Source organism: Pseudoprimorskyibacter insulae (genome assembly GCF_900302505.1).
Lineage (GTDB): Bacteria > Pseudomonadota > Alphaproteobacteria > Rhodobacterales > Rhodobacteraceae > Pseudoprimorskyibacter > Pseudoprimorskyibacter insulae.
Genome location: NZ_OMOJ01000003.1, coordinates 236,816 through 261,420 on the forward strand (window position 1 = coordinate 236,816; position 24,605 = coordinate 261,420).

Annotated in this window: 16 protein-coding genes and 2 pseudogenes; 6 read left to right on the forward strand and 12 right to left on the reverse strand. The window is 59.5% G+C overall.

Translation table 11 applies throughout. The features are described from left to right. Position 1 precedes the first annotated feature (1 nt). Positions 2–2,314, reverse strand: a complete 2,313-nt coding sequence (locus tag PRI8871_RS10275; RefSeq protein WP_181389435.1) for a calcium-binding protein — start codon at positions 2,312–2,314, stop codon at positions 2–4. A 267-nt stretch (positions 2,315–2,581) separates the two neighbouring features. Here PRI8871_RS10275 and PRI8871_RS10280 point away from each other — a divergent pair, with 267 nt between their 5' ends. Continuing rightward, complete coding sequence (locus tag PRI8871_RS10280; RefSeq protein ID WP_108886134.1) at positions 2,582–5,509, forward strand: calcium-binding protein; 2,928 nt, start codon at positions 2,582–2,584, stop codon at positions 5,507–5,509. A 4-nt stretch (positions 5,510–5,513) separates the two neighbouring features. Here the strand turns inward: PRI8871_RS10280 and PRI8871_RS10285 are convergent, their stop codons facing one another. Further along, positions 5,514–5,957: an Lrp/AsnC family transcriptional regulator gene (locus PRI8871_RS10285; RefSeq protein WP_306418450.1), complete on the reverse strand. Its 444-nt coding sequence runs from the start codon at positions 5,955–5,957 to the stop codon at positions 5,514–5,516. A gap of 144 nt (positions 5,958–6,101) precedes the next feature. Here PRI8871_RS10285 and putA point away from each other — a divergent pair, with 144 nt between their 5' ends. Then, positions 6,102–9,530: a bifunctional proline dehydrogenase/L-glutamate gamma-semialdehyde dehydrogenase PutA gene (gene putA / locus PRI8871_RS10290; protein ID WP_108886136.1), complete on the forward strand. Its 3,429-nt coding sequence runs from the start codon at positions 6,102–6,104 to the stop codon at positions 9,528–9,530. A 108-nt stretch (positions 9,531–9,638) separates the two neighbouring features. Here the strand turns inward: putA and mprF are convergent, their stop codons facing one another. Continuing rightward, positions 9,639–12,224 carry a bifunctional lysylphosphatidylglycerol flippase/synthetase MprF gene (mprF, locus tag PRI8871_RS10295; protein WP_108886137.1) on the reverse strand — a complete coding sequence of 862 codons (2,586 nt, stop codon included), beginning with the start codon at positions 12,222–12,224 and terminating at the stop codon, positions 9,639–9,641. A 553-nt stretch (positions 12,225–12,777) separates the two neighbouring features. On the opposite strand from mprF, the pseudogene PRI8871_RS10300 reads away from it, so the two are divergent. Beyond that, positions 12,778–13,143: pseudogene (locus PRI8871_RS10300) on the forward strand (hypothetical protein); the annotation flags it as partial. Between the two features lie 154 nt (positions 13,144–13,297). Here the strand turns inward: PRI8871_RS10300 and PRI8871_RS10305 are convergent. From PRI8871_RS10305 to PRI8871_RS10330, 6 genes are read right to left on the reverse strand one after another with little or no spacing between them, the layout of a single operon-like run. Continuing rightward, positions 13,298–14,197, reverse strand: coding sequence for a glutathione S-transferase family protein (locus tag PRI8871_RS10305; RefSeq protein WP_108886139.1), 900 nt, complete (start codon positions 14,195–14,197; stop codon positions 13,298–13,300). Continuing rightward, a complete protein-coding gene (locus tag PRI8871_RS10310; RefSeq protein WP_108886140.1) occupies positions 14,106–15,554 on the reverse strand; it encodes an aldehyde dehydrogenase in 1,449 nt (482 codons plus the stop codon). The genes PRI8871_RS10305 and PRI8871_RS10310 overlap by 92 nt, the downstream gene beginning before the upstream one ends. Before the next feature lie 14 nt (positions 15,555–15,568). Next, positions 15,569–16,021, reverse strand: a complete 453-nt coding sequence (locus PRI8871_RS10315; protein WP_108886141.1) for a GlcG/HbpS family heme-binding protein — start codon at positions 16,019–16,021, stop codon at positions 15,569–15,571. A 50-nt stretch (positions 16,022–16,071) separates the two neighbouring features. Then, entirely contained in the window at positions 16,072–17,166 is a 1,095-nt protein-coding gene (locus tag PRI8871_RS10320) for a type 2 periplasmic-binding domain-containing protein (protein WP_108886142.1), read from the reverse strand. Positions 17,167–17,186: 20 nt separating this feature from the next. Continuing rightward, entirely contained in the window at positions 17,187–18,491 is a 1,305-nt protein-coding gene (locus PRI8871_RS10325; RefSeq protein ID WP_108886143.1) for a TRAP transporter large permease, read from the reverse strand. Continuing rightward, complete coding sequence (locus tag PRI8871_RS10330) at positions 18,488–18,979, reverse strand: TRAP transporter small permease (protein ID WP_108886208.1); 492 nt, start codon at positions 18,977–18,979, stop codon at positions 18,488–18,490. Before PRI8871_RS10330 ends, PRI8871_RS10325 begins: the two co-directional genes overlap by 4 nt. A 230-nt stretch (positions 18,980–19,209) precedes the next feature. Between PRI8871_RS10330 and PRI8871_RS10335 the strand changes: the two genes are divergently transcribed. Next, the gene (locus PRI8871_RS10335; protein WP_146188672.1) at positions 19,210–19,896 is read left to right on the forward strand and encodes a TetR/AcrR family transcriptional regulator; all 687 of its coding nucleotides are present in this window, start codon (positions 19,210–19,212) and stop codon (positions 19,894–19,896) included. 58 nt (positions 19,897–19,954) lie between these two features. Next, on the forward strand, positions 19,955–21,670 hold the full coding sequence (locus PRI8871_RS10340) for a thiamine pyrophosphate-binding protein (RefSeq protein ID WP_181389436.1): 1,716 nt from the start codon (positions 19,955–19,957) through the stop codon (positions 21,668–21,670). A gap of 221 nt (positions 21,671–21,891) precedes the next feature. Here PRI8871_RS10340 and PRI8871_RS10345 read toward each other — a convergent pair whose 3' ends face one another. The 3 genes and pseudogenes from PRI8871_RS10345 to PRI8871_RS10355 form a co-directional block, all read right to left on the reverse strand. Beyond that, the gene (locus PRI8871_RS10345; protein WP_108886146.1) at positions 21,892–23,217 is read right to left on the reverse strand and encodes a flavin monoamine oxidase family protein; all 1,326 of its coding nucleotides are present in this window, start codon (positions 23,215–23,217) and stop codon (positions 21,892–21,894) included. A 2-nt stretch (positions 23,218–23,219) separates the two neighbouring features. Then, complete coding sequence (locus tag PRI8871_RS10350) at positions 23,220–23,663, reverse strand: hypothetical protein (protein ID WP_108886147.1); 444 nt, start codon at positions 23,661–23,663, stop codon at positions 23,220–23,222. A gap of 168 nt (positions 23,664–23,831) precedes the next feature. Then, positions 23,832–24,132, reverse strand: a pseudogene (locus PRI8871_RS10355) (transposase); the annotation flags it as partial. 8 nt (positions 24,133–24,140) lie between these two features. Here PRI8871_RS10355 and PRI8871_RS19590 point away from each other — a divergent pair. Further along, entirely contained in the window at positions 24,141–24,371 is a 231-nt protein-coding gene (locus PRI8871_RS19590; protein WP_181389439.1) for a hypothetical protein, read from the forward strand. The last annotated feature ends 234 nt before the right edge of the window (positions 24,372–24,605 follow it).

The following is a 24,605-nucleotide window of genomic DNA, read 5'->3' on the forward strand; positions in this document are numbered from 1 at the left end:
TCTAGGCCAGCAGATCGAATTCAACGCCGCCCGCCCGGACCGTGATTGCGGCTTGCGCGTCGCCATCGACCAGCGCCCAAAGCAAGGCGTTGCTGGGAACGTGGGTGATGAACACCTCTTTGACCGCAGCGTCGCCTGCGCCGGGTGTCGCAGCCCGCTGCACCAAGAAATCGCCCTTCGTTGCGGTGCCGCCATAGACCAGCACATCGCCTTCGGCGGCGCTATAGTCCTGTATCCAGTCCGACCCATGCCCCGCCGCGCCAAGGTGAAAGAACTGATCCGCGCCAGACCCGCCGTTCAGCCGGTCAAACCCAAAGCCGCCATTCAGGAAATCATCGCCGTCGCCGCCGAACAGCATATCGCCCCAAGCGCCGCCAGTCAGAACGTCGTTGCCGGTGCCGCCCAGCACTGTATCCGCGCCAAAGCCGCCCTCTAGCGTGTCATTGCCCGCATCGCCGCGCAATTCGTCATTGCCGTAGCCCCCGACCAAACTGTCATCGCCGTCGCCGCCATAGATCACGTCGCGCAGATCGGCGGCGGTGGTTCCGCCGTTGACCACATCGTCGCCGGGCCCGGCAATCACCGTATCGGCCCCATCCAGCGCGTTGACCGTGTCATTGCCTGCATCGGCAGTGATCCAGTCCGGGCCGTCGCTGCCACTCAGAACCTCTGCCAAGGCGGTGCCGATCCGCACGCCGTTTTGCGTCATCGACAGGGTGTAGCCATAGCCCATGTCGCCCTCGGACCATGCAAAGATGTCTGGGCCGAACAGGCTGAACGATCCGGGCGGCGGCGTGACTTTGGCGAAATAGGTCTTGCCCGGCTCTGGCGTGAAGGTCAGCGTTTCGCTTGTATCCGTCACCGTGGAAATGGCCAGAACGGTGCCCGTTTCATCGACCAGCGACAGGAAGATCCCTTCCTCTGGTTCGATGGGCGACAAGGTTGGCGCACCCGACCCCATGTCGATCGACAGGGTCACGTCCCTGCCCGGCTGCGCCACGATGCGCACCCAATCCTCATCGTCCCATTCATCGATGTTTCCGGCAAATTGCCCGCCTGGGCGGATGGCGGATCCGGTCTGCGCGTCGCCCGCCTCTTCCGGCGTCATGGTCAGGATATAATCGCCACCATCGTAGATTTGTCCGGTCAGCAGGCGGGCGAAATATGTCCCTGCCCCAAGCCCTTCGGTCAGATACCGCCATTCGCTGCCAAGCCCGCCGTTGACCGGAACCTGCGTGCCATCTTCGTCGAAAATTGCGAACCGCAACCGCGTCAGTTCATCGCCACCGGGATCACCACGGAACCGGATCAAGTAATCCGCACCATCGGTGATTTCGAACCGGAAGACATCGATATCGCCGCCATATTGCAGCGTGTCATGTACCGGCGCATCCGGCGTCAGCATGGATTTGCTGTCCAACGTGCCAAGCACCTCGCGCTCAGCGGTCAGGATGTAGCCGCCCGGACCATCTGCCCCGACCGTGATGGCCGTGGGGCCGGTCAGCACGAACTGCGTATCGGTGACGCCATATGACACGTCATATTCATAAGCGAATAGGTCCAGCCCCAAGGCCGGATCCGTATCCGCCGCCGTGACAGTGACGGTCAGGCCAAAGCCGTCTTCGGGCGTGACATGGAACACATCGTAATCGCCCATGTAGTCGATGCGCGATGCGATCGACGTATCCGGTTTGAGAACCGCCACGGAACTCAGTGAATTGCCGACCTCTTGGCGAACGGTCAGCGTGTAATCGGTGACGACACCGCTATAAACGCCGACATAAAGCAGTTCATCCGCTTCGGGGGTAAAATAGGTGTATGACGGTCCGCTGCCATCATTCTTGATATACCCCGAGACTGTGGCCCCCTCGACCTCGGTCACGATCTCATTGAAATAACCAACGCCCGCACGGCCCTGAAACCCAATCACATCCCGGTCGCTCACATAGTCGAACCGGCCATGATAGGCCGTTTCAACCTCAAGCCGTTCGGTGCTGGCATTGCTGTTGCCGACCTCCTCATAGACACTCAGCGTATAGGCCCCGGCATATCCCGGCACGTAATTGGGCGTGTACATCGCGTAGGGCTGCGATTTCAGCACCAGCCGGTGATCACCATCCGCCGTCGCGGTGTTTCCGTCCATTCGCGCACCGGTTTGCGAGGCAAAGGACACCGAGATCCCGCCCGGATCATCGACAGCCCGTTCAAGATCATACCAGTAGTTCTTGCCTGCGGTCAGTTGAAGGATGTAGCGGTCTTCGTCGTAATTGCCGCTAAGGGAATTGGTGAAGGTTGCAAATGCCGGTGACGCCATAACCGCCTCAATCGCTTCAATCTACAAATCCTTGCCCAATCTCTGGATGCCTTCAAATAGCGGCTCAAGGATGCAGCCAGTTTTGCCGGTGCACGTTCAAAGGTTAGCAAGGCACGCCGCATCGTCAATACCGCGCCGGGCCATTGCGGCGGCGATCCGCAAATTTTGCGCGATCCGGTTGCAACCCAAGGCTGAGCCGCTAACCTGTTCAACAAATCTTTTCAATCCACCCTTTGCGCAAAACCGTTCTCGCAGATTGGACGTTTCATGACCTTCGCATTCACCACCGGCCTGACCAAAGACCCCGTCGCCTTCAATGAAATCGAACAGACCGGATTGGGCATTGATCTGACGACTGTTTTCCCAAGCGGGATCAAAATCGGCGATGTGACCTACACGTCCATCCGCATAGGCGGTGAACAACATTTACGACTGTTTTCCGAGGACTCAACAGAAACCGTTGACATCTGGGCCTTTGCGGGACGCACCACCTCCAGCCAATTTACTGTCGGACCACGCGGGATCACGACCTATTGGAATGACTACGGAGATGGGGATGTTTCGCTCGGCTATGGCCTTGATGGATCGTCCGTCATCCTCGATGTGTCGAACATGCCTCATTACAAAGGTCCGAGCGAAGCCTATTCCTATCAGGTTGAACTTATTTATCGCGGTGGCGCAGATGTTGAGGTGATCTTTCGCTATAGCGATATTCATGGGAATGCCTCCAACTTAGCCGAAAACGGCTTTCTCATCGGCGATGACTTTTACCAGCCGCAGTTCGGTCAGGATCAGACGATATATGAACGTGATTGGGATAGCCTTGTCGGCAACACCGGGGTCGAAGGTGTTTGGCAGTTTCGGATCAGCGATGGGCAATTGAACCTGGACGATCTGGGCGTTTCGCCGGAAACGCTGCAAGGCACGGATGGCAATGACTCTCTGACCGGGGATTTCATGTCCGATGAACTGATCGGGCAACTGGGGGCTGACACGCTCACGGCTGGTCCCGGCGAAGATACAATTGATGCGGGCGGCGGGAATGACATGATCCTGCCCGGCAAAGGCACGGATGCCATCACCACCGGCGACGGGCGCGACAGCGTCGAAGGCTCCGCCAATGATCTGGCGGGCGAAACGGTGCTGGATTTCGCGCCTGAGGATGTGATCCGCCTGACCGATGTGGCGCTGGGAACCACGGTTCAGTTTCAGCAATTCGCCGGGCGCACAGCCGTGTTTGGCGATCCCACTGGCGACGGCAAGGTTGATTTCTCGATGTTGCTGGAGGGGAGCTTTGACCCGGCTGCCCTGTCATATGACCTGATTGTCGAATCCGTGTCGGTCTTTGATCCCGACCGCGCAGTTGTTCTGATCGGACAACGCGATTTCACAGCCGAAACGCCGGGCCACTTGTTTGGCAATGACCTGGCCAATACGATGAGCGGTACTGCGGGCGCTGACACCATCTGGTCCGGCGTGGGTGACGATGTGATCCTTGGCGGCTCTGGTGATGACAGCCTAATGGGCGATGTTGGCGACGACACGATCCGTCCTGGACTGGGCCTCGACAGCATAATCGGCGGCGCGGGCGGCGATGCCATTCTTGGCACGGCGGCGGAGCTGTCGGGCGATACGCTGACCGGCTTTGGTGCAACCGACGGCGTGCGGATCGAAGGCGCATCCATTGCCGCCTCGGCACGGCTAGACGTTGGCGCGGGCCGCACCATTCTGTTTGCCGACACCACCGGCGATGGGTCCGAAGACTTCAACCTGACTTTCCTCGGGGCCTATTCGGCCAGCGATTTCGCCATCACGCAAGCGGGCACGGATACGCTTGTCACCCTCACCACGCCAACCGGGACAACCGACTATGACACCCTGACCGGAACGCCCTTCGCCGACACCATTCTTGGGTTGGGAGGCCGAGACCAATTGTTCGGGGGCGATGGCGCGGATTCCATCAATGGCGGCACCGGCCATGACACAATCAACGGCGGCCTTGGCGCAGACACCCTGACCGGCGGTGACGGCACCGACCAATTCAACGGCACCTTGGCGGAATTGAACGGCGATCTGATTGCCGATTTCGACTTTCATGGACGTGTCGTGTTCGAAGCGACCGCATTCGCCGAATGGCGGATCGAAGGCACCGGCACCGGCAGCGCCTTTATCGCAACCACGTTGGGCGGCACAACAGATGACTTCCAGCTGAACTTTGCGTTTGACGCGTCTGCTTTGAACATGACCACCAGTGTGATCGGCACCAGCACCTATCTCACCGCGCGAACCTTCATTGGCACAGAAAACCGAGATGTCGAAACAGGCTCTTATGTCGCGGTCACTTTGCTGGGAATGGGCGGTGACGACTATTTGGAAGCCAGCAATTATGGCGATCTTCTCGATGGCGGCGCGGGAAATGACGCGCTCGAAGGGAAGAACGGGGATGACACGCTTCTGGGCGGGGCGGGCAACGACACCCTGAACGGTGGCCAAGGGTCGGATTTGCTGAAAGGCGGGGCCGGAGACGACTATTTTCTCTTAAGCGTTAATCGATATTCGACCCTTGAGACCCACAACGACACTGCCATTGGCGGGGCTGGCAGTGATCGGATCATCGGCGGCGCGAAAGGCGATCTGATCTATGGCGGCGGCGAAGATGGGGATTTGGCGGACTTCCTCTATGGCCGTGGCGGCAATGACACGATCTTTGGCGACGAAGGCAGCGACGAATTGCGCGGCGATGACGGCGACGACCTGCTGGACGGCGGAACGGGCGGCGATTTCATCGTCGGCGGCGCAGGCAATGACACGCTGTCCGGCGGCGCGCATGGCGATATGCTGCTGGGCGGCGCGGGCGATGATTTCCTCAACGGTGGGTTCGGGCATGACCGGCTGAACGGCGGCGACGGTGCAGACAGGTTCTATCATCTTGGCAGCCGCGCCCATGGGGCCGACTGGGTGCAGGACTATGACGCGGCAGAAGGCGACATGCTTTATCTTGGCAATCCCAATGTCGGCAAAGCCCAGTTGCAGGTCAACTTCTCAGCCGCGACGGGCGCGGGCGATGCCGCTGTGTCCGAGGCCTTTGTCATCTACAAACCAGATGGCCGCATTCTATGGGCGCTGGTGGACGGGGGCGATCAAGCCTCAATAAATGTGCAAACCGATGCGGGGGTGTTCGACCTGTTGGCCTAGCCCGTCACAGGGTCAGCCCGCCCGCCTCTAGCACGGTTTCCATCGACACATATGTCGAAGTTGATGCCACATGTGGCAACTGCGAGATTTGTTCGCCCAGCACGCGGCGATAGTCGTTGATATCGCGCGTGCGAACCTTCAGCAGGTAATCAAACCCGCCCGCGATCATGTGGCAAGCCTCTACCTCGGGGATCAGGCGGACGGCGCGGTTAAAGCCGCGCAGCGATGCCTCGCGCGTGTCGGACAGGCGCACCTCAAGGAAGGCGACATGTTCCAGCCCCAGTTTTTTCGGCGACAGTTCAGCCCGGTAGCCGGTGATGACGCCCATCGCCTCAAGCCGTTTGACCCGCGCGGTGACGGGCGTTTTCGACAGCCCCACCGTTTTGCCAAGCGCCGTCATGGAAATCCGACCATCGGTGGCCAGCACCGATAGAATGCGATGATCCATCGAGTCTATCTCGTCACCGCTTTGCATATACACCTACCCAAAACTTGCTAACATTTTGGACGTTACGCCCATTATATTCAAAAATATAGGCAAATCGTCCAAGCGCAAGATGCTACACAGATCCAACGAACAGGAGTGTGGCCAATGATCGACCTCAACGCAGACTGGGACAAGAACAAGCGCCGGGATGAAACCCGCGTTCTGGCCGATTTGATCCAGACCGCCAATCTGGACAGCGCCGCGCGGGCCGGGATCGTGGACAAGGCCGCCAAATTGGTCACCCAGATCCGCGCCGCCGCCCACCCCGGATTGATGGAGGTGTTTCTGGCCGAATACGGGCTGTCAACCAATGAGGGCGTGGCGCTAATGTGTCTGGCCGAAGCCTTGCTGCGGGTGCCAGACCCGACCACCATCGACGCGCTGATCGAAGATAAGATCGCCCCTTCGGACTGGTCAGCGCATCTTGGGCAGTCGGCCTCGCCCTTGGTCAATGCCTCGACTTGGGGTCTGCTGCTGACGGGTCGCGTGCTCGATGAGGCCGAACCGGGCGTTGCTGGCACCCTGCGCGGCATGGTCCGCCGCTTGGGCGAGCCGGTGATCCGCAAAGCCGTCAGCGCCGCAATCAAGCAAATGGGCCGTCAGTTCGTATTGGGCGAAGACATCGACGCCGCCATGACCCGCGCCCGCGGGATGGAGGCCAAGGGCTTTACCTATTCCTACGACATGCTGGGCGAAGCGGCGATGACCGCCAAGGACGCCGCCCGCTATGCCCGCGCCTATAGTGATGCGATTGCCCGGATCGGGACGGCCTGCAAAGGCAATGACATCACCGCCAATCCCGGCATCTCGGTCAAGCTCTCGGCGCTGCATCCCCGGTACGAGGTCGCCAAGACCGACCGCGTGATGGCCGAACTTGTGCCGGTTCTGACCGATCTGGCCCGCCGTGCGGCCAAAGCCGGGATGGGCCTGAACATCGACGCAGAAGAGGCCGACCGACTGGCCCTGTCGCTCAAGGTGATTGAGGCCACGCTGGCCGATCCGTCGCTTGCCGGTTGGGCGGGCTTCGGCATGGTGGTCCAAGCCTACGGTCGCCGCGCCGGGGACGTGGTCGATGCGCTTTATCGCATGGCCCAAACCCATGACCGCCGCATCATGGTTCGTCTGGTCAAAGGGGCCTATTGGGACACCGAAATCAAGCACGCCCAAGTACAGGGGCTTGCCGATTTCCCGGTCTTCACCCGCAAACCGGCCAGCGATGTCAGCTATATCGGTCTTGCGCGCAAACTGCTGCTGATGACCGATCGCATCTACCCGCAATTCGCCACGCATAATGCCCATTCCGTCGCCGCTGTTCTGGCGATGGCCGCGGACCTGCCGTGCGAGGCTTTTGAATTTCAGCGCCTGCACGGGATGGGAGAAGCGCTTCATACCATTGTTCTGAATAGTGAAAACACGCGCTGCCGCATCTATGCCCCCGTCGGGGCGCATCGCGATCTGCTGGCCTATTTGGTGCGGCGGCTGTTGGAGAATGGGGCGAATTCGTCTTTTGTGAACCAGATCGTAGATACCGCCGTTCCGGCCTCGGTCGTGGCGGCCTGCCCGTTCGAGGCGCTGTCGATGGATCAGGGCGCACCTCTGCCAACGGGTGCCGATCTTTTCGCGCCGGAGCGGCAGAACTCCAAAGGGGTCGATCTGAGCGACATAACGCAGCTTGCGCGGATCAATGCCGCGCGGCTGCGCCCTGCCCCGATCGCCGTCACGCCAATCATCGACGGCACCCCAAGCGGCGGCGAGGCGCAACCGCTCACCTCGCCCAGCGATGCGGCGGTCATCGGTCAAGTTACGTTCGCCTCAAGCCGCGATGTGGACACCGCCCTTGCCGCCGCCGCGCCTTGGTCCGCCGCCCCGCAGGACCGCGCCGCCATCCTGATCCGCGCCGCCGATCTGTTCGAAGCGGGCTTTGGCGAGGTCTTCGCGCTTTTGGCGGTTGAGGCGGGCAAAACCCTTGCCGATGCTGTGGCTGAACTTCGCGAGGCGGTGGACTTTCTGCGCTATTATGCGGTGCAGGCCCGATCACTGACTGCCCCGGCGCGAGGCGTGTTCACCTGCATCAGCCCGTGGAATTTCCCGCTGGCTATTTTCAGTGGCCAAATCGCGGCGGCCTTGGCGGCGGGCAATGGAGTTCTGGCCAAACCGGCCGAAACAACGCCCGCCATCGCCGCGTGGGCCGTGGCCAAACTGCACGAGGCCGGGGTACCCCGATCTGCGTTGCAGTTGCTGCCCGGTTTGGGCAGTGTCATCGGCGCGCGCCTGACCTCGGATGCGCGCGTGAACGGTGTGGCCTTCACCGGCTCCACCGCCACCGCCCGGCGCATTCAGACCGCCATGGCCAAGGGCTGCGCCCCCGGCACGCCCTTGATTGCGGAAACCGGCGGGCTGAACGCGATGATCGTCGACAGCACCGCCCTGCCCGAACAGGCCATCCGCGATATCGTCGTGTCGGCCTTCCAATCAGCGGGCCAGCGCTGTTCGGCGCTGCGCTGCCTTTACGTGCAAGAAGACATCGCCCAACCCTTTTTGACCCTTCTGACCGGCGCGATGGATGAGCTATCGCTTGGCGATCCATGGGCGATTGCGACCGACATTGGCCCCGTCATCACGCGCGAGGCGGCGGATCAGATCAACGCCTATGTTGAGGGCGCGGCCAAGGATGGCCGGTTGCTGCATCGGCTGACTGCTCCGACGACAGGATCGTTTGTCGCCCCAGCCCTGATCCGCGTATCGGGTATCGGCGATCTGGCCCAAGAGGTGTTCGGCCCCGTCCTGCATGTGGCCACTTTCAAGGCACGTGAGATTCCGCAGGTGATCGCGGCGATCAATGCAACGGGATATGGGCTGACCTTTGGCCTGCACAGCCGGATCGACGACCGGGTGCAAACCATTTCCGAAGCCGTTCATGCCGGGAACATCTACGCCAACCGCAATCAAATCGGCGCGATTGTCGGCAGCCAACCTTTTGGCGGCGAAGGGCTTTCTGGCACCGGCCCCAAGGCGGGCGGCCCGCTTTACCTGCCGCGCTTTACCGTTTCCCAAGCGGATGAGACGACAAGCGCATGGGACCAGCCTGCGCAGTTTGAGGCTTTGACCGCTGCCCTGCGCGCCACCAATGCCACGCCATGCGCCGCGCAAGTGCAAACCCTGCCCGGTCCTACGGGCGAGTTGAACCGCCTGACGACCCAGCCCCGGCCCGCCTTGATCTGCGCCGGTCCCGGAGCGGAGGCCGGCAATGCGCAACGCCGCATGATCGAGGCGTTTGGCGGGCGCGCGGTGCTGGCACATGGCCAAATCGCGCCCGAGGATCTGCAGCGCCTGCCCGACATCGGCGGCGTGATCTGGTGGGGCGACACCGACACCGCCCGCGCCTACGGCCAAGCCCTCACGGGCCGCAACGGTCCCATCATCCCGCTCATCACCGACCAGCCGGACAAAGCACACGCCTGCTACGAACGCCACCTTTGCGTCGACACCACCGCCGCAGGCGGCAACGCAGGCCTATTGGCCGGTGCGGAATAGAACCCATCGCAACCGGGGCGCCCCATCAAATGACGCGCCCCGCGCGGGCCTGACAGGCGCTGCGGGCCAGCCAGGTGTCGGGCTTAGGCCGTGTGATGGCTTATACGATCACTTGGCAATCAGCCCCCGCGCCGATCCCGCGATCAACAAAGCCACATCGCCCATCGCCCGCATGGGCGAGACATTGGGCGGCAGTGCCAGATAGCGCGGACGCCAGTCCGGCTGAAATTTTTGCTTAAAGGCCCTTAGCCCCTCAAAATTATAGAACGTCCCGCCGTGCCGGAAAATCAGACGTCCGAACCGGTTCCACGACCGAGCGACGGACCGTTCCGACAGGCCCGACAGTGGCGCGGTTCCAAGGCTCAGTTCCTGTGCGCCCTTGGCTTTGTAATGTTCAATCAGGCTCAGGAACATGAATTCCATCAGGCCCGAGGCTTCCTCAGGCAGATAGCGCATCAGATCCACCGCAAGCTGATCGCCCGCCTTGGTCGCCATGATATTGGCAAAGGCGATGATCCGCCCCTCTTTTCGCACGACCGAAATGTCGAAATGGGCCAAATAGACCGGATCGAAACGCCCGACCGAAAACCCCTTTTCACGCCCGATTTTGCCGCCAAGCCAAGCATCTGAAATAACCCTAAGCTCCTCCAGTAGGTCAGGCGCGTGGGGCGCGGCCAGAACCGAAAAAGCATAGCCATCGCGCAGGCGTTTGTTTTGCGCGGCGCGCATGGTCTTGAACCGTCCGCCTGCAAGGCTGAACTCCGGCAGGCGTACCACGGCCTCCTCTCCGACCTTGTGCAGGGACATCCCAAACTCAACCCAAAGTGCAAGATTTCGGGCGCTGACCTCATAGAACACCGGCCGGGCGTTGGATTGCGCTGCTTGGTCGGTGAAGGACCAGATCAGATCTTCGAACTCGGCCGGATCACCAACCGGATCCCCCAGAGCCACCCAGGATCCACCGCGCACGGCATACATGATGAAAGCGTTTCCAGGCTCGGAAAACAGGAACCGTTTGTCACCGGTTTGGCTCAGCCAGGCCATCGGATCATCTGCCTGCGCGCATAGTGTCGACGATTGCGATCCGGCCTCATCTCGCGCATCCACGGGCGGCTTGCGCCGCACCGGACGGGTCAAAAGGTAAACCCCGAAAAAGAACATCAGCGCCGTCGCCGCCAACGCTGCCCGCAGAGCGCGCGGCGTGTCAGAGTCGCGCGAAAACTCGGACCAAAGATCATTGGAATAAGGAACCGTCTTGTGCACAAAGAAGAAAAACGCCGCAGCCGCCACCCCGACGCCAAGCACAGTTGCGAACCAATACGCATCGAATACCCCCGCCGTCAGCCGCCCCGGACGGTCAAAAGCCTTGCGGAAGGGCAATAGCAACAGCACCCCTGCCCCCAAAAACGCCGCATTTTCATATCCGTAATCGTTCAATAGAGACGCGACCGCCCCCGCCAGCATCGCGCCGATGGCAAACCACCAAGCCGACGACACCCGCCGGGCCAGCCCATGCGACACGATGATTAGCCCCACGCCCGCCACTGCCGATGCAAGGGTGCCCCCCTCCAACAGAAGAACGCCGATCAGATCACCCTCAGCCATGGCTTCGGCCCGGACGGCGGGCAGCATGGTTATCAGCAGCAACCAAGCCCCGAACCCAAAGGCAACCGTCGCGACCAAGCCCGGCGACACCCCGTGCAAGGTGGCATAGGCCGGTTGCAAGGCCGGTGCCCGCGCCAGCAATCGACTGCCAAGCCCGCTGACCAGGCGGATTTCGTTCATCACCACCAGCAAGAAGGCCAGCGCGAAGGGTACGAGGTAATAGATCAGACGGAACAGCAACAGCGCGGCCGCAGCATCCCCAACCGGAACAGATGCGGGCAACGTGCCAATGACCACCGCCTCAAAAACGCCAATGCCGCCCGGCACATGGCTTAGCACACCGATCATTGTGGCGGCGGCATAGACTGCCACAAAGGTCGCGTAGTCGGGCTTACCAGCGGGCAGCAACACCCAAAGCGCAAAAGCCGCTGCCGCAATATCGACCATCGTAACGATCAGCTGTCCGGTCAGATCGGCAGGTGGCGGCATCCGCAGGTCAAGGCCGCGCAAAACCAATGACCGCTGCGAGACAGACATCCACGCAATCAGCCCGACAGAGGCAACGGTAAGGGCCGCCGCGCCAGACTGAATCGCTTGCGGCGCATAGGGCAACAACGTGCCGACCGCGCCGGGCAGAATGGCCAGCGATGCAACGCCCACCAGTGTCAGGCCGGTGCCAAGCGCCACCGCGATATAGCCCGACACCGCCGCCACCTCAAAGGCGTTGAGGCCAACGGCGGAGTAGATCCGGTATCGCACCGCCCCTCCAGACACGACGCTGACCCCGATCGTGTTTCCGAACGCGTAGCCCAGAAAGCCCCCCAGCGCCACGACGCCGCGATCCAGCCGTTTTCCGATAAAGCGCAGCCCAAACCAGTCATAAAAGATCAGCGCGATGTAACCAATGAAGGTCGCCGCAAGCGCGGCCACCAGCGCACTGCGTGGCGTGGCCCTGATCTGGGCCGCAACATCCGCCATATTGACCGGCCTAAGGATATGATAAAGCGCGTAAAGACCCAGAGCGAACAGCACCGCCCCCACGGCAATCGGCGCCACGCTTTTTATGGTTTGGTGGGGCAGTCGCGGCATCCCGGTCTCCGGTGCGTTCAGAATTTCGATGATCGCGATGTGAATACCCTCACCCGTGCCCGACTTGAAACCACTAATTTTCCTAAAGCTGGGTTCTTACGAAACGGTAAAATGTCGAACGGGAAAATCGCGATGTCCCTCCTAAGATCGCCGCTCATGCCAGTGAGCACGTCTGGCGAATGAGGCAGAAGCACTGCGTGGATGACGTTAGGCCTATAGAACTAGGAACCATCTGGGTGTTGACCGATCCATTTTAAAGACGGGCGGCCACGCCACCCTTTCCTTTAGGACAAAATGGGCGTCTGTTGCCTCAGATTTGGGTCAACGGACCGAGACGCCATCGCTGCATGCCATAGCGGAGTCGCTCATATTTCCAGGCATTGGCTCTTTGGGATTTCTTGAGGTTGCTAGGGGCTATTGATCCCAAAGCGTCCAGACCCAACGCAATTTATGGACAGATGTGCGACAGTTCGACGAAGACAAATATTGAACTCCTCTCCATGCAACCGATCGTTGTCACCCTTCCGCGCAGTGTTGATAAAAAGGGTTCACAATGGGCTTTGATCTAGTGATAGCTGACAGTCTTGCCGAGCTCAGCGTCCTGTTGGCCGATGGAGTCTATGGTGCTGACTGCATTCGGAAAAAGATCGAGGCGCGGTATGTTCTCAGCCAAATCACAATGCGCAAATCAAGAAAGATGCACGTCGGCGTAGATTTTGCCCTGTATTCGACGCGCAACTTGGTCGAACGGTGCTTCAACAAACGGACGAACGCCCGCCGGGTCGCAACCAGCTACGACACGACTTCTGAAAGCGTCCTCGGCTTCATGGACATCACGTCCTTCCACCATTGGCAGCGCCGTTTTCACCATCGCCTAGGAATGTCCCAACCCATTCAAGTGCGACTACAGGCCCAATAATCCGTCTACAAATATCGAAATCAATTTTCCGTTCGGCACGAGCCATCTACAAAACGCGCAAGCGCCGGCCTTGGCATTGCCAAGGGCCACTCGATTTCAGGTCCAGATCACCGCGCTGCCGGGCGTTCCATTTCCCGCAGGTGGCGGTCAACGTTCAGGCGGCGTCGTAGGCCGCTTGAACCGCGGTTGCAAAGGCTTGACCTCCGGTCAATAGTGCCTCGGCCAGCTTTTTCGGTATCTTGTCCGAAACCTCTGCCGCGTAGCTGTCGCGTGCCTGCATCCGGGCCAGCCAATCCGCGACGTTAGGGTGATCTCTTGCGTACAGGCTGTCAAAACCCAATCGATGAAGTCTGTCCACATAGGCCACAAGCGCAATATCTACGAGGCTGAAATTCGGACCACCGACCCAATCGCTGAGAGCCAATGCGGCATCCATATCGTGAAAACACCTGCGCATGGTGGCGCAGGCATGTTGCAGATAGGCTGACTCCATCCCCTTATCGAAAATCTCGGCGCGTTTCATCCGCGCGATGGCGTTGGGCATTTTGTCCAGGATCTGCTGCACTTGCGCGGGGGTGTTTTCGGCCAAGACCTTTTCACGCATCACCGTCGCAAATGAGAAGGTGTTGATCGCCGCATGAATGTCGATGCAACGCAACAGCCAAAGCCGGGCGGCAACTTCAGCCTCGCGCCCTTTGGGCATCAGCCGGCCTTGGTTATATTCACTGTCCAGATACTCAATGATAAGGCTGGACTCGACCACAACCAGATCCCCATCGATCAATGTCGGCACGACCCCATTTGGATTGAGCTTCAAATAGTCAGGCTCGCCCTGTTCACCCGCTTGAAGGTTCATGGGAACGCTTTCGTAGTCCAGCCCGATTTCGGCCAAGGCGACACGGACTTTGATGGAACAAACGCTTGGAATTCCATGGTAAAGTTTCAGCATAGGCTCGGCTTTCTTAGAACGGGTATGGTTGGGCCGGGTCTTCCAGGGTGATCCACCGCATCTCGGTAAATTCCGCAATCCCGGATGATCCGCCGAACCGACCATATCCGCTGTCTTTGACGCCGCCAAACGGCATTTGCGCTTCGTCAAACACGGTTGGGCCGTTGATGTGGCAAATACCCGCCTCAATCTGCCGCGCAACGTCCATTGCTCGACGTATATTCTGACTGAATACTGCGGAACTAAGCCCATAATCCGTGTCATTCGCGGCCGCGATCAAGGCTTCATCACCGCTGGCGCGGATGACGGACAGGATGGGGCCAAAGCTTTCCTCGTAGTAGATCCGCATATCGGGCGTCACCGCGTCCAAGACCGTGGCGGGCATGATCGTGCCCTCACTCGGCGCTCCTCCGACTTTCAATTGCGCGCCTTTTGATAGGGCGTCATCGATCAGCGCCTTGATGTGTTGAATGCTGTCGTGATCGACAACCGACCCCAGATGCACCTGCCCTGTCGGATCTCCGGCCACCAAGGACCCGGCTTTAACCACCAGCTTTTCCACAAAGGCATCGGCGATCTTGTTGTCAACGATGATCCGCTCGGTCGACATGCAGATCTGGCCCGAGTTCATGAAAGCACCAAAATTGGCGGCGTTCACGGCCCCGTCAAGGTGAGCATCGTCCAGCAAGACCAGCGGCGCTTTGCCGCCCAGTTCCAACAGGCAGGGTTTGAGATGCTTGGCCGCGCGTTCAGCAATCATTCGGCCTACACGCGATGATCCGGTAAAATTGATCCGCTTGACCAAAGGATGGTCGATCAACGCGTTGACAACTTCAGGCGCGTCCGCCGCACTGTGGGTGATGACATTCAACACGCCCGAGGGCAAACCGGCGTCAACCATAACATCGCCAAGCATCTTGTGGGTCTGCGGGCATTTTTCGGAGGCTTTGAAGACCACTGAATTTCCGCATGCCAAAGGCATTGCAAAGGCGCGCACGCCCAGGATTTGAGCGGCATTCCAAGGGGCCATTCCCACGAGAACCCCGACTGGTTGGCGATATCCCATGGACAACGAACCGGGACGATCCGAAGGGATCACCTCGCCTTTGATCTGAGTGGTCATCGCTGCGGCTTCACGCAGAATTTTGCTGGCAAACATGCAGTTGAAACCGTGCCACATGCCCGTGCCGCCTGTTTCAGAAATACCGACCCTGATGAAGTCAGGTGTCCGCTCTGCCAAAAGATCGGCCGCCTTGTTCAAGATGGAGCGGCGTTCGCTTGGACCTGTTCTTGACCAAGTTTTAAAGGCCCGAGCAGCCGACTCGACTGCGCGGCTGACATCAGCGGTCCGGGCGGCAGCGGCGGTCGAAGCGACTTTCCCGGTTACGGGGTTCTTTCGATCAAACGTGCCACCAGCAGAAGCCCCAAGGGTTTCATTGTCGATAATCAATCCAGCATCCATTTTTCACCCTTTCCTCACGATTTATGTGTGCCCGGTTTCAGGCCCGCGGCCGCAATCCCTTCCAGCACGCAAAGTTCGTCATTTTCGCCTGTGTCGCCGCTGATGCCGACCGCACCTATGACCGTGTCATGATCGTCCAAAATCAGAACCCCGCCCCAGTTGGGGGCCATACGCCCGCCAGAGGCCGCGACGATTGCGTTCAGGAAGGCTGGGTTCTGGCCAAGATTGACACCTAAGGTTTTGGCCGGCAGGCCCATGCCCAAAGCCCCCCAGGCCTTGGCAAAGGCCACGTCAAACCGAACGATGCCGCATCCATCTTCGCGCTTTGCAACAACGATCTGCCCGCCGGAATCGAGGACAACCACCGTCAAGGGCAAGAAGTTTTGAGACCGCCCAAAAGCAATCGCGACGTTGCAGATCGTTTCCGCCGCTTCCAGCGAAAGTGAGGAAAAGACTTTGAAAACCATAACGCTTCCTTTTGATGAGACGGGGCGAACATCGCCCCGCCACATGGGGTTTAGAATTCGGCCTTGTCCCAAATCTCGCGCTTGAGAAGGTCTGCGTAATTTTCTGTGCCTTCTGCCGCGATCAGCGCTTCCCACTTGGCCAAGTTCTCGGTGAAATGCCCGACGATCTCGGCCGCGTTGGTCACACCGCGCGCTTCGGCATTTGCGATAACCCGTTCTTCGAACCCATCAAGATAGGCGTCCAAAGCGGCCTTATACGCGCCCCCTAGATCGGTGAAGACAATCCCCTTGCTGCGGGCCTCGTCTTCGGCGGCCTTGTCATTCTTCACATATGTTTCGACCAGATTTGCGACCGAAATCGGCATTTGCGCGATAAACGCCGCCCGCGCTGCATCAGACAGATCAGCCCAGGTGTCAGTGTTCATCGTGGCAATCGAGATCGCGAATTGAGAGCCGTTCGATACCGGGATGATCGTCTTTGCGACCTCCATGATCGAAAACGTCTTAAGCCATTCGCGAGAGATCAAGGTGCAATCCGCCACTCCGCGTTCCATCGCTTCCAAGCGCGCGGGCGGAGGTACATCGATCTGGGTGCCGTTGAACGACTGAATCCAATTCGCGATCGTCGCCTGACCGATCACTTTGCGGCCCGTCAGATCGTCCATCGAGTTGATTTCGTCCGCGCAGACCATCACGGTTGGAGTCGTCGCATGGCTTCCCATGAACATGCCATTGTTGCTGGCATATTCCGCCCGGCACTCTGGGCAATCCACCAAAATGGTCTCGTTCAGCGCGGCAGCGGTTACATATGGATCGTCCCCAATGTGATACAGGTCCGCAAAGAGCATATTGACGGGAAAATCGGCCTGCGCATCGTCTGGTTGGGTAAATGCCACATCCACCACACCATCACGAATGGCCTCAAGGTTCCCAGCCGAATTGAACAGCTGGCCGGCCCAGAAATACTTGACGCTCAGATCGTCATCCGCAGCCAAAACCGCATCGAACAGCGGGACAATCGCGACAGGATTGATTGCCACTGACGGTGGCAAATGCGTTGAGTATTGCAATTCCTTTGCGACCAGCGGTGTGCTCACACAGCCAAGCGTAAGAGCCGTCAGTAGCATTTTTGCTTTGTACGTCATAATCTTCTCCTCCTCTGATATTATTTCGCCATTTCGACCAGTCCGAGCGTGATCGCTGGGAAGGCAATCAACAGGCCCAACACCACAAGTTCAGTGACAAAGAACCACCCCGTTCCGCGAAAGATCGTACCAACCGGAACGTCCGGCAAAATCGACCGTAGAATGTAAACATTCATCCCGACCGGGGGCGTGATCAGACCGATCTCGATATACTTGATGAACAGAATTCCGAACCAAATCAGGTTGATATCGGCCGCGATATAGATCGGAAGAAACACAGGCAGGGCCAGCAACATCAACCCGATCGGATCGAGGATACACCCCAAGGCCAGAAAGATAACGCCGGTGATCAAAACAAGCGCAAGCGGCGACAGATCCAGCGCAATCACAAAGTTCGAAATGAACTCTGGCAGGTCGGAATAGGCCATGAAACGTGTCAGCAAAATCGCGCCCGTGATCACAAAGAAGATGCTGGCGGTGTTGGCGACCGACCCGGCGACACACTGCACCATGTTTTCACGGGTCAGCCTGCGTTGTACTGCGGCAATCATCAGCGCGGCGATCACACCGAAGGAGGCAGACTCCGTCGCCGACGCGACACCGGTATAGATACTGCCGATCACCACCAGAATGATGAACGGAAGCGGCCAGATGTCAGCCAGAGCGCGCCATTTTTCCTTGGGATCTGCGGCAGCGCTTGTCGCTGGCGCAAGGCTCGGGTTAAGAGCGCATCGCCCGACGATCATCACGGCATAAAGGATCGCCGTCAAAAGACCGGGGACAATACCGGCGAGGAACATCGCGCCGACCGAGACCTCGGCAAAATAGGCATAAATGATCATGGGAATGGACGGCGGGATCATAACGCCCAATGTCCCGGCCGCTGCAACCACTCCGGTTGCCAGGCCTTTGTCGTACTTATGCTCCAACATCTCTGGCACGGCAATTTTGCCCATCGCAATGGATGTCACGACCGACGACCCCGCTGCGGCGGAAAACCCGGCGCAACCGAAATTGGTGGCCACAGCCAGCCCGCCAGGAAGCCAGGACAGCCAAAGACGCGCCGCCCGAAACAGGGCCGTGGTCATCCCCGTTTCATGGGCAATCGCCCCCATGAGGATAAAAAGCGGCACCGCCGAAAATTCCCAATTGGCCGCGAAGCTGTAAGGCACATTTTGCAGGACCGAGAAGACGGCCCGCGATCCAGCGATCAGCCATATCCCAGCGGTCGCGACGACCCCCATGGCAATTCCGATATGGAACCGAAATGCGATCAGGACAATCATTACGATGACACCGGCCCCACCGATCTGAATATCGGTCATTGGTCGCCCTCCTGCGGCGCCTCGGCGGCACCGTCCTCGTCGCGCATCAGAAATTGGATCAGCTTTACGGCAGCGACCATCGCAAAGGCGAACATGCCAGCCACAGCGATCCAGCGCGACGGCCAATAGATATACTCAACACCGGCAACGATGCGCTTTTCCCCGCGCGCGGTCTGCGCAATCGCCTTAAGCAATACCTGCCACGTCAAGAGCGCCGTGAACCCGGCCAGAAGCAGCAGGTTCAATCCTCTGACCCAACGCTTCATCCCGTCAGGTAGAACTGAATAGAAAAGATCAGCCTTGATGTGGCCGTCGCGCAGTTCGACGTTGGCCAGCGCCAGAAAAACCAACCCCACCATGTAGTAGCGCGTGACCGCCGTATGGGTGATGTCTATCGGTGCGTTGAAGAATTTGGTTGCGATCGTGTCGACAAAGATGTGCAGCGTCACGACGACCAAAGCCAGACAGGCAACAGCACTTCCCATCATCGCCGCACCTCGGGCGACCTTTGACAGCACCCCGATCACGACCGCACCTTCGCACCCGAAGCGGATCTTGCTCCTCCCATGTGACGCGCCCCTCCCAAAGCACCGCGCTACATTTTTGGTAGCGACTGTTAATCCAATGATTAATTCAAGTCGCCTTTTCGTCAAGAAAAAAGTTTATCGATTGAGTTTGACCCTCTAGTTTGGGCGGAAATGAACAAGGGATTTATTGGGTGGCCAAGATAAAACCGAACAAGCTTGAAACACGCGCCAAACTGATTAGCGCCGGTATGCGCCTCTTCGCCGAGCAGGGCTTTCGCGCCGTTTCAACGCGGGACATCGCCAAAGAAGCAGGCGTTAATTCTGCGCTGATCAGTTACCACTTTGGCGGCAAGGATGAGTTCTTTGAAGTGGTGGTGCGATCCAGCGTCTCTGACCATGTTGCCGAGCGCATGCAAATGCTGACCAAAGCGCGCGCCAAGGGCCGGGAACTGACGTTGGAAACCCTGCTAGAGCTATACCTTCAACCCATTCTAAATAAACGAAAATGGTCGCATAGCGGCGACTACTTCACGCGCCTGCATGCTGTGGTGATTGCTGAAAAATCCGAGCTGGCCGAAGACGTGCTATCCCGCGCCTTGAGCGGCGTTAACATCGCCTTTATTGACGAACTGTGCCTCCTCCTTCCTCACTTGAAACGTGAAACGATCACCTGGCGCTTCTATGCCATGATCGGATCTTTTCTGTTCCTCGATACAGACCCATCGCCACCGGGCATGTTGACCGTCTCAGCAGGCAAATGCGATGCATCGGACCACGAAGAAGTCATGCGTCAGATGCTGCCATTCTTCGTTGCGGGCCTAGCCGCCGATGAGCCAGCCCAACCGCAATCGAGTGCAGTCAGCGCCCAAGGACTGTAATTTCGGCTTGATTAAATTAATCGATTGATTGACGATGACTTCTAGGAGGAGTCACGTCATGCAAAAGACCTGTGCACAAGCAATCTTGGATTGCCTAAGCAATCGCGGCATCACTCAGATCTTCAGCATTCCAAGCGGCAAGATGATGCCGCTGATGAAAGCGATCTCAACGCATAACGCGATCACCTTCACCGGCACGCGACACGAAGCGAACGCGGCGATGATGGCAACAGGCGTCTATTTGGCGACGGGAAAAATGGCCTGCGCTATGGGCGAATTGGGACCAGGTGGCAGCAACCTTGTGCCCGGTGTCGCGAACGCCTGTGCCGACAACATCCCGCTGATTGTGATAACCACTGGTCTGCCCACCAACACCTCTCTGCCAGAGCGCGGTGTCTTGATGGAACTGGATCTAACCGCGCTTTTTGAACCGATCACCAAGGCAAATTTTGTCATTCTGGATGGGCGCCGCGCGCCAGAGATCGTCAATCGCGCCATGCGCGCCGCTGTGACCGGGTGCCCCGGCCCTGTTCATATCAACATACCCTCAGATATTCTGGCGGAGACGTTCAACTACGCACCAGAAGGTTTTGCGGAACTGGGCGGCCAAGTATCCTGCCCGCCACATCCATGCCCCGAAGCAATCAAATCGGCCAGCCAGCTTTTGCGAATGGCGCGTAAGCCGCTTTTGATCGCAGGTGGGGGCGTTGTACATGCTGATGCTGCGGACCTGTTCACAAAGTTGGCCGAGATTACCGGCGCCCCCAGCACGGCAACCCAAATGGGGCTTGGCGCGATTTCGTCCGAACATCCGAATTTCATTGGCCATGGCGGCCCCATCGGAAGCGAAGCAATCGCCCAAGCGCTCACCACAGCGGATGTCGTTCTAGCCGTCGGCTGCCGCTTTTCTTCTTGGCTCTGGGACAAAGAACGGCCGATGGTGCAGCCCCCGACCAAAGTCATCCATATCGACATAGATCCTGAGATAATCGGAAAGCTGTTGCCCGTTGAAATCGGCATTCAAGCCGACGCAAAGGCGGCGCTTGCGGAACTCCTCGAGGCCTTGCGCGGCATCCATCCCAACGCCCACGCCGTACAGTGGCGCGACACGCTGAGAGACAACTATCTGGCTTGGATGAAGGCCAAGAAAACAGATTGTGATTCCGCGCAGATCACCAAAGCCATGCATCCCGGTGCTTTGACCTTTGCCTTTGCCGAAATGCTGCCCGACGACGCAATTGTCACCTATGACGGGGGGCATACATCATTCTGGCACAATTCCATTGTCCCCGCCACCCAGCCGCGGACCCGACTCCATGCCCCCGGCTTGGCTCAACTTGGCTGCGGGACGGCTTATGCCATTGGAATCAAACGCGCGATGCCGGATCGGACCGTGATCTGCACCACGGGTGACGGCAGTTTTGGATTTACCCTACAGGATCTGGACACCGCACGCCGGTATGGACTGCCGGTCATTTTTGTCATTCACAACAACGCGGCTTGGGGCGTCATCCGCAAAGGCCAAGAGATGAACGGCTTTGAGTTTGCCACGGATCTGAGCGGCACAGATTACGCAGCTATTGCGCGGGGGTTTGGCTGCAATGGCGTTCTGGTGAGCAGCCTGCCCGAGTTTCGGGAGGCTTTCGCCCAAGCCTTGGCGTCAGATCTGCCCACCGTTCTAGATTGCCAGACAGTGTTCATACCGCATCCTGCCATGAAGTTTTTCGGAGGTGGCACAGTGAACCCACCAATTGAGGCCGAACTGCCGTACTAATCCGCTGGACGAACCCGACGCCCGTCTGGCGCAGGCACGGCAGGCCCGTCGCGGTCTCAAATGGCGATAGGCCGATGCGTTTGGACCACCGTTATGTCGCTGGATCTGCCGTCTTTCTAAAACCAGAGCATCTGACTGACGGTGCGGCGGCTCAAGGTAAAGCCTCTGTTCGCTTTTGTCTGTAGCGTGCGCCCGGTCTGAGGGCGCTGGGATTACGCTGATTATCTGGCCCTGCGCAATGCCTGCGCGACGGACCGGCCCGACAGGACTGCCCCATGGGCAGTGCCGAAATAGCCCGTCTCGCAGGCCTCGCCGGCGAACCATAGCGCGCCGTCCCAATCTGATCCGGCCAACGCCGCACGGGTCTTCGGCGTGGTGCCGACTGCGTTAAAGCTGTAGCTGCCGCGTGCCCATGGGTCGCGTCCCCAGCGGGTGATCTGCAAATCGGCGGGCGCCGGAAAGCTGCTGCCGAACATGGCGCGCAGGGCTTCCGTGGCATCGGCCCGCGTGTCGGAATCGCTGAGTGCTTCGGCCCCGGCGGCCTCGGCGGCGGCACGGAAACCCAAAAGCACCGGCGCTCCGAGGCTGCGCGTCAGCGAAAGCCATTCCGCCCAATGCCCGGGACGCGGCCCCAGCCACTCGATCCAGTCGACATCATCGGACCAGGCCACTTTGTCAAAGCGCAGCCACACCTTGTTCAACAGCCCCATTTCGAGCGTGTCGATCGCCTGCTGGCGGTTCTGGGCCAGCGGTTCGGCAAGGTCGATCGCGCCAGCCCTGAGCACCCCGAGCGGCACAGTCAGCACCACATGATCAGCGCGCAAGACGGTGCCGTCAGCCAGGGTGACGCGACCGGGGGCAAGCGCCGCGACGGGCGTGGACAGCCGGATGCTCAACCCGCGCGCCAGATGTTCGGTCACCTGGCCAAAGCCGCCGGGAAAGACCGCATCCTCACCGTCGAATTCATCTCCATCGTCGCCATGCCAAGCTGACAGCCGGTCAGCAGCCCCGCCATGTTCCTGTTCCAGCGTCGAATTGATCACATGGTTGACCAGCCGCCGCAGATCAGCGCCGGCGTCTGCCCAGCCCGCGCTACCCTCGAGCGCGGCCCGGACAGAAAGATCCCGCCCGTGGCTTTCGGCAGCCTCCAGCGCCCGGCGCAAGATCTTTGTCGCAGGTGCCAGATCGGGATCGATGGCCGCCCCTGAGGCATCCAGCATCAGCGCGGCGTCATATGAGGTTGGAACGACCTTTGCCCCGGCCTCCTGCGCGAGATCCGTAATGGGATTGCCCTCAATGCCGTGAATCCAGCTCGCACCCAGATCCATCGGCAGATCGGACCACAGCCGCGAGGTCCAGATTCGCCCGCCTATCCGGTTGCGGGCCTCGAGCACCGTCACCCGATGCCCCTGTGCAGCCAGATCACGCGCCGCCGAAAGCCCGGCAAGCCCCGCACCGATGACAATGATGTCACGGCCAGCGCCCTGCGCCGCGCCCTTGGTCGCCAAGGCCGCCAACGCGGCACCCAGAAGTTGTCTGCGGTTCATGATCAGCCTCCGGCACAAACTCTGATGGTGGCGCATTGCGCGCGCATTTCCGACAAAAGCTCTGCGACGGCGCGGCTTTCCTGCGAGTCATCGCTTTCGCTGCACAGATAGGGCAGATGCGCCGACAGATGGTCCCTCATCACCGGCGCCCAGTCGGGGTCGGCGTCGATGGCCTGCTCGGCAGTATAAAGCAGGTAATCCACATAACCGACATAGGCGGCCTGATCGCGCGGGCTTTTCAGCACGCACCAGTCGGCGGTGGCCAGTTCTGGCTTCTGGATCGTGAGGTTCAGGTATTCCCGATAAATCTCTCGCGCGGTCTGAGCGTTTTGGATGCGATCGGCGGCAGAGATCTGCAAGGGAATGACCACCACCGCCACCAAAGCCGCTAGCGCAGTGACGATGTTTGCTATCAGACCAATCCGGTTGACCAACGTGTCGTTCATAAAGGCCCTCCGTCACGTCACCCACGGGATCACACGCGACAGAAGAAGCGATCCTGCTACTTCGCATTCCCCAACTGGCGTGCTATTTTGACGCGAAGATCGTCTGAATTCGACCGCTGGACAAGCATTTTCCGCCCAAGCGGCGCCTGAGACGCGCAAACTGCACGCTGCTGTTCCCCATGGATCATGACGCATCACCGGATCGAGGGCCAGTTGGTCGGCATCGTTGACATCCTCGTATCCGGCCAGCCGGTGGAATACCGATTGCCGGAACGATCAGCCGTGATGTTGGAACGTGTTCTCGCCGTGTCGGATCCAGCCTAGGGCTGCTGCCGCCAAATTGGACAATCCGAGCGCGTCACCGAATTCCATCATCACCAGCAAACCGCCGTCCGAACTGATCTGCGCCCCTCCGAAACTCCACTCTCGCCCGGCGGTCGAAATCGACCCAATCTGCCCGTGTCCTCAGGACGGTCCATGATGCAAAGCCTAAAATATCCGCCAAAAATACTGATTTGTATGGATAATGTGTTATTTCAGATCGCAGGTTCATTGGGAAACTTGGGTCCAACATGCGACCGGAGTCAGGGCCTTCCGCAACGCATCAAGCCCCGGATTACCGTGACGCTGTTCGGTCAAGGCATGGCCGAACGCGTCGCACCGCAGACGGCCTTACACGCCCGCCGCGACCGTCCGCACGTGAAATGAAGGTCGCAGCAAATTGGCCGTGGTCCCATTCCGCCCCTCAGCCGGTTTCAATCCATGCTCCACCAAATGGTTGTCGATCCCGACAGTCGGCTCCGCGCTGCCTGCATAGCGCAGAAACCCGTCAAGGCTGCGCCCGACCGGCTCAATCTAGATATGCGAGAGATTGGCATCCACCCGGATCCGGTCGCGCTTTCGCATGGCTGTCCCTACCCATAGACATCTGGGTTTGCGACC

Coding starts and splice junctions, on each gene's coding strand:
- PRI8871_RS10275 (WP_181389435.1), bottom strand. CDS start 2,314: ATGGCGTCACCGGCATTTGCAACCTTCACCAATTCCCTTAGCGGCAAT.
- PRI8871_RS10280 (WP_108886134.1), top strand. CDS start 2,582: ATGACCTTCGCATTCACCACCGGCCTGACCAAAGACCCCGTCGCCTTC.
- PRI8871_RS10350 (WP_108886147.1), bottom strand. CDS start 23,663: ATGAACGACACGTTGGTCAACCGGATTGGTCTGATAGCAAACATCGTC.
- PRI8871_RS10325 (WP_108886143.1), bottom strand. CDS start 18,491: ATGACCGATATTCAGATCGGTGGGGCCGGTGTCATCGTAATGATTGTC.
- PRI8871_RS10285 (WP_306418450.1), bottom strand. CDS start 5,957: ATGGATCATCGCATTCTATCGGTGCTGGCCACCGATGGTCGGATTTCC.
- PRI8871_RS10310 (WP_108886140.1), bottom strand. CDS start 15,554: ATGGATGCTGGATTGATTATCGACAATGAAACCCTTGGGGCTTCTGCT.
- PRI8871_RS10320 (WP_108886142.1), bottom strand. CDS start 17,166: ATGACGTACAAAGCAAAAATGCTACTGACGGCTCTTACGCTTGGCTGT.
- mprF (WP_108886137.1), bottom strand. CDS start 12,224: ATGCCGCGACTGCCCCACCAAACCATAAAAAGCGTGGCGCCGATTGCC.
- PRI8871_RS10340 (WP_181389436.1), top strand. CDS start 19,955: ATGCAAAAGACCTGTGCACAAGCAATCTTGGATTGCCTAAGCAATCGC.
- PRI8871_RS10315 (WP_108886141.1), bottom strand. CDS start 16,021: ATGGTTTTCAAAGTCTTTTCCTCACTTTCGCTGGAAGCGGCGGAAACG.
- PRI8871_RS10305 (WP_108886139.1), bottom strand. CDS start 14,197: ATGGTCGGTTCGGCGGATCATCCGGGATTGCGGAATTTACCGAGATGC.
- PRI8871_RS19590 (WP_181389439.1), top strand. CDS start 24,141: ATGATGCAAAGCCTAAAATATCCGCCAAAAATACTGATTTGTATGGAT.
- putA (WP_108886136.1), top strand. CDS start 6,102: ATGATCGACCTCAACGCAGACTGGGACAAGAACAAGCGCCGGGATGAA.
- PRI8871_RS10330 (WP_108886208.1), bottom strand. CDS start 18,979: ATGATGGGAAGTGCTGTTGCCTGTCTGGCTTTGGTCGTCGTGACGCTG.
- PRI8871_RS10345 (WP_108886146.1), bottom strand. CDS start 23,217: ATGAACCGCAGACAACTTCTGGGTGCCGCGTTGGCGGCCTTGGCGACC.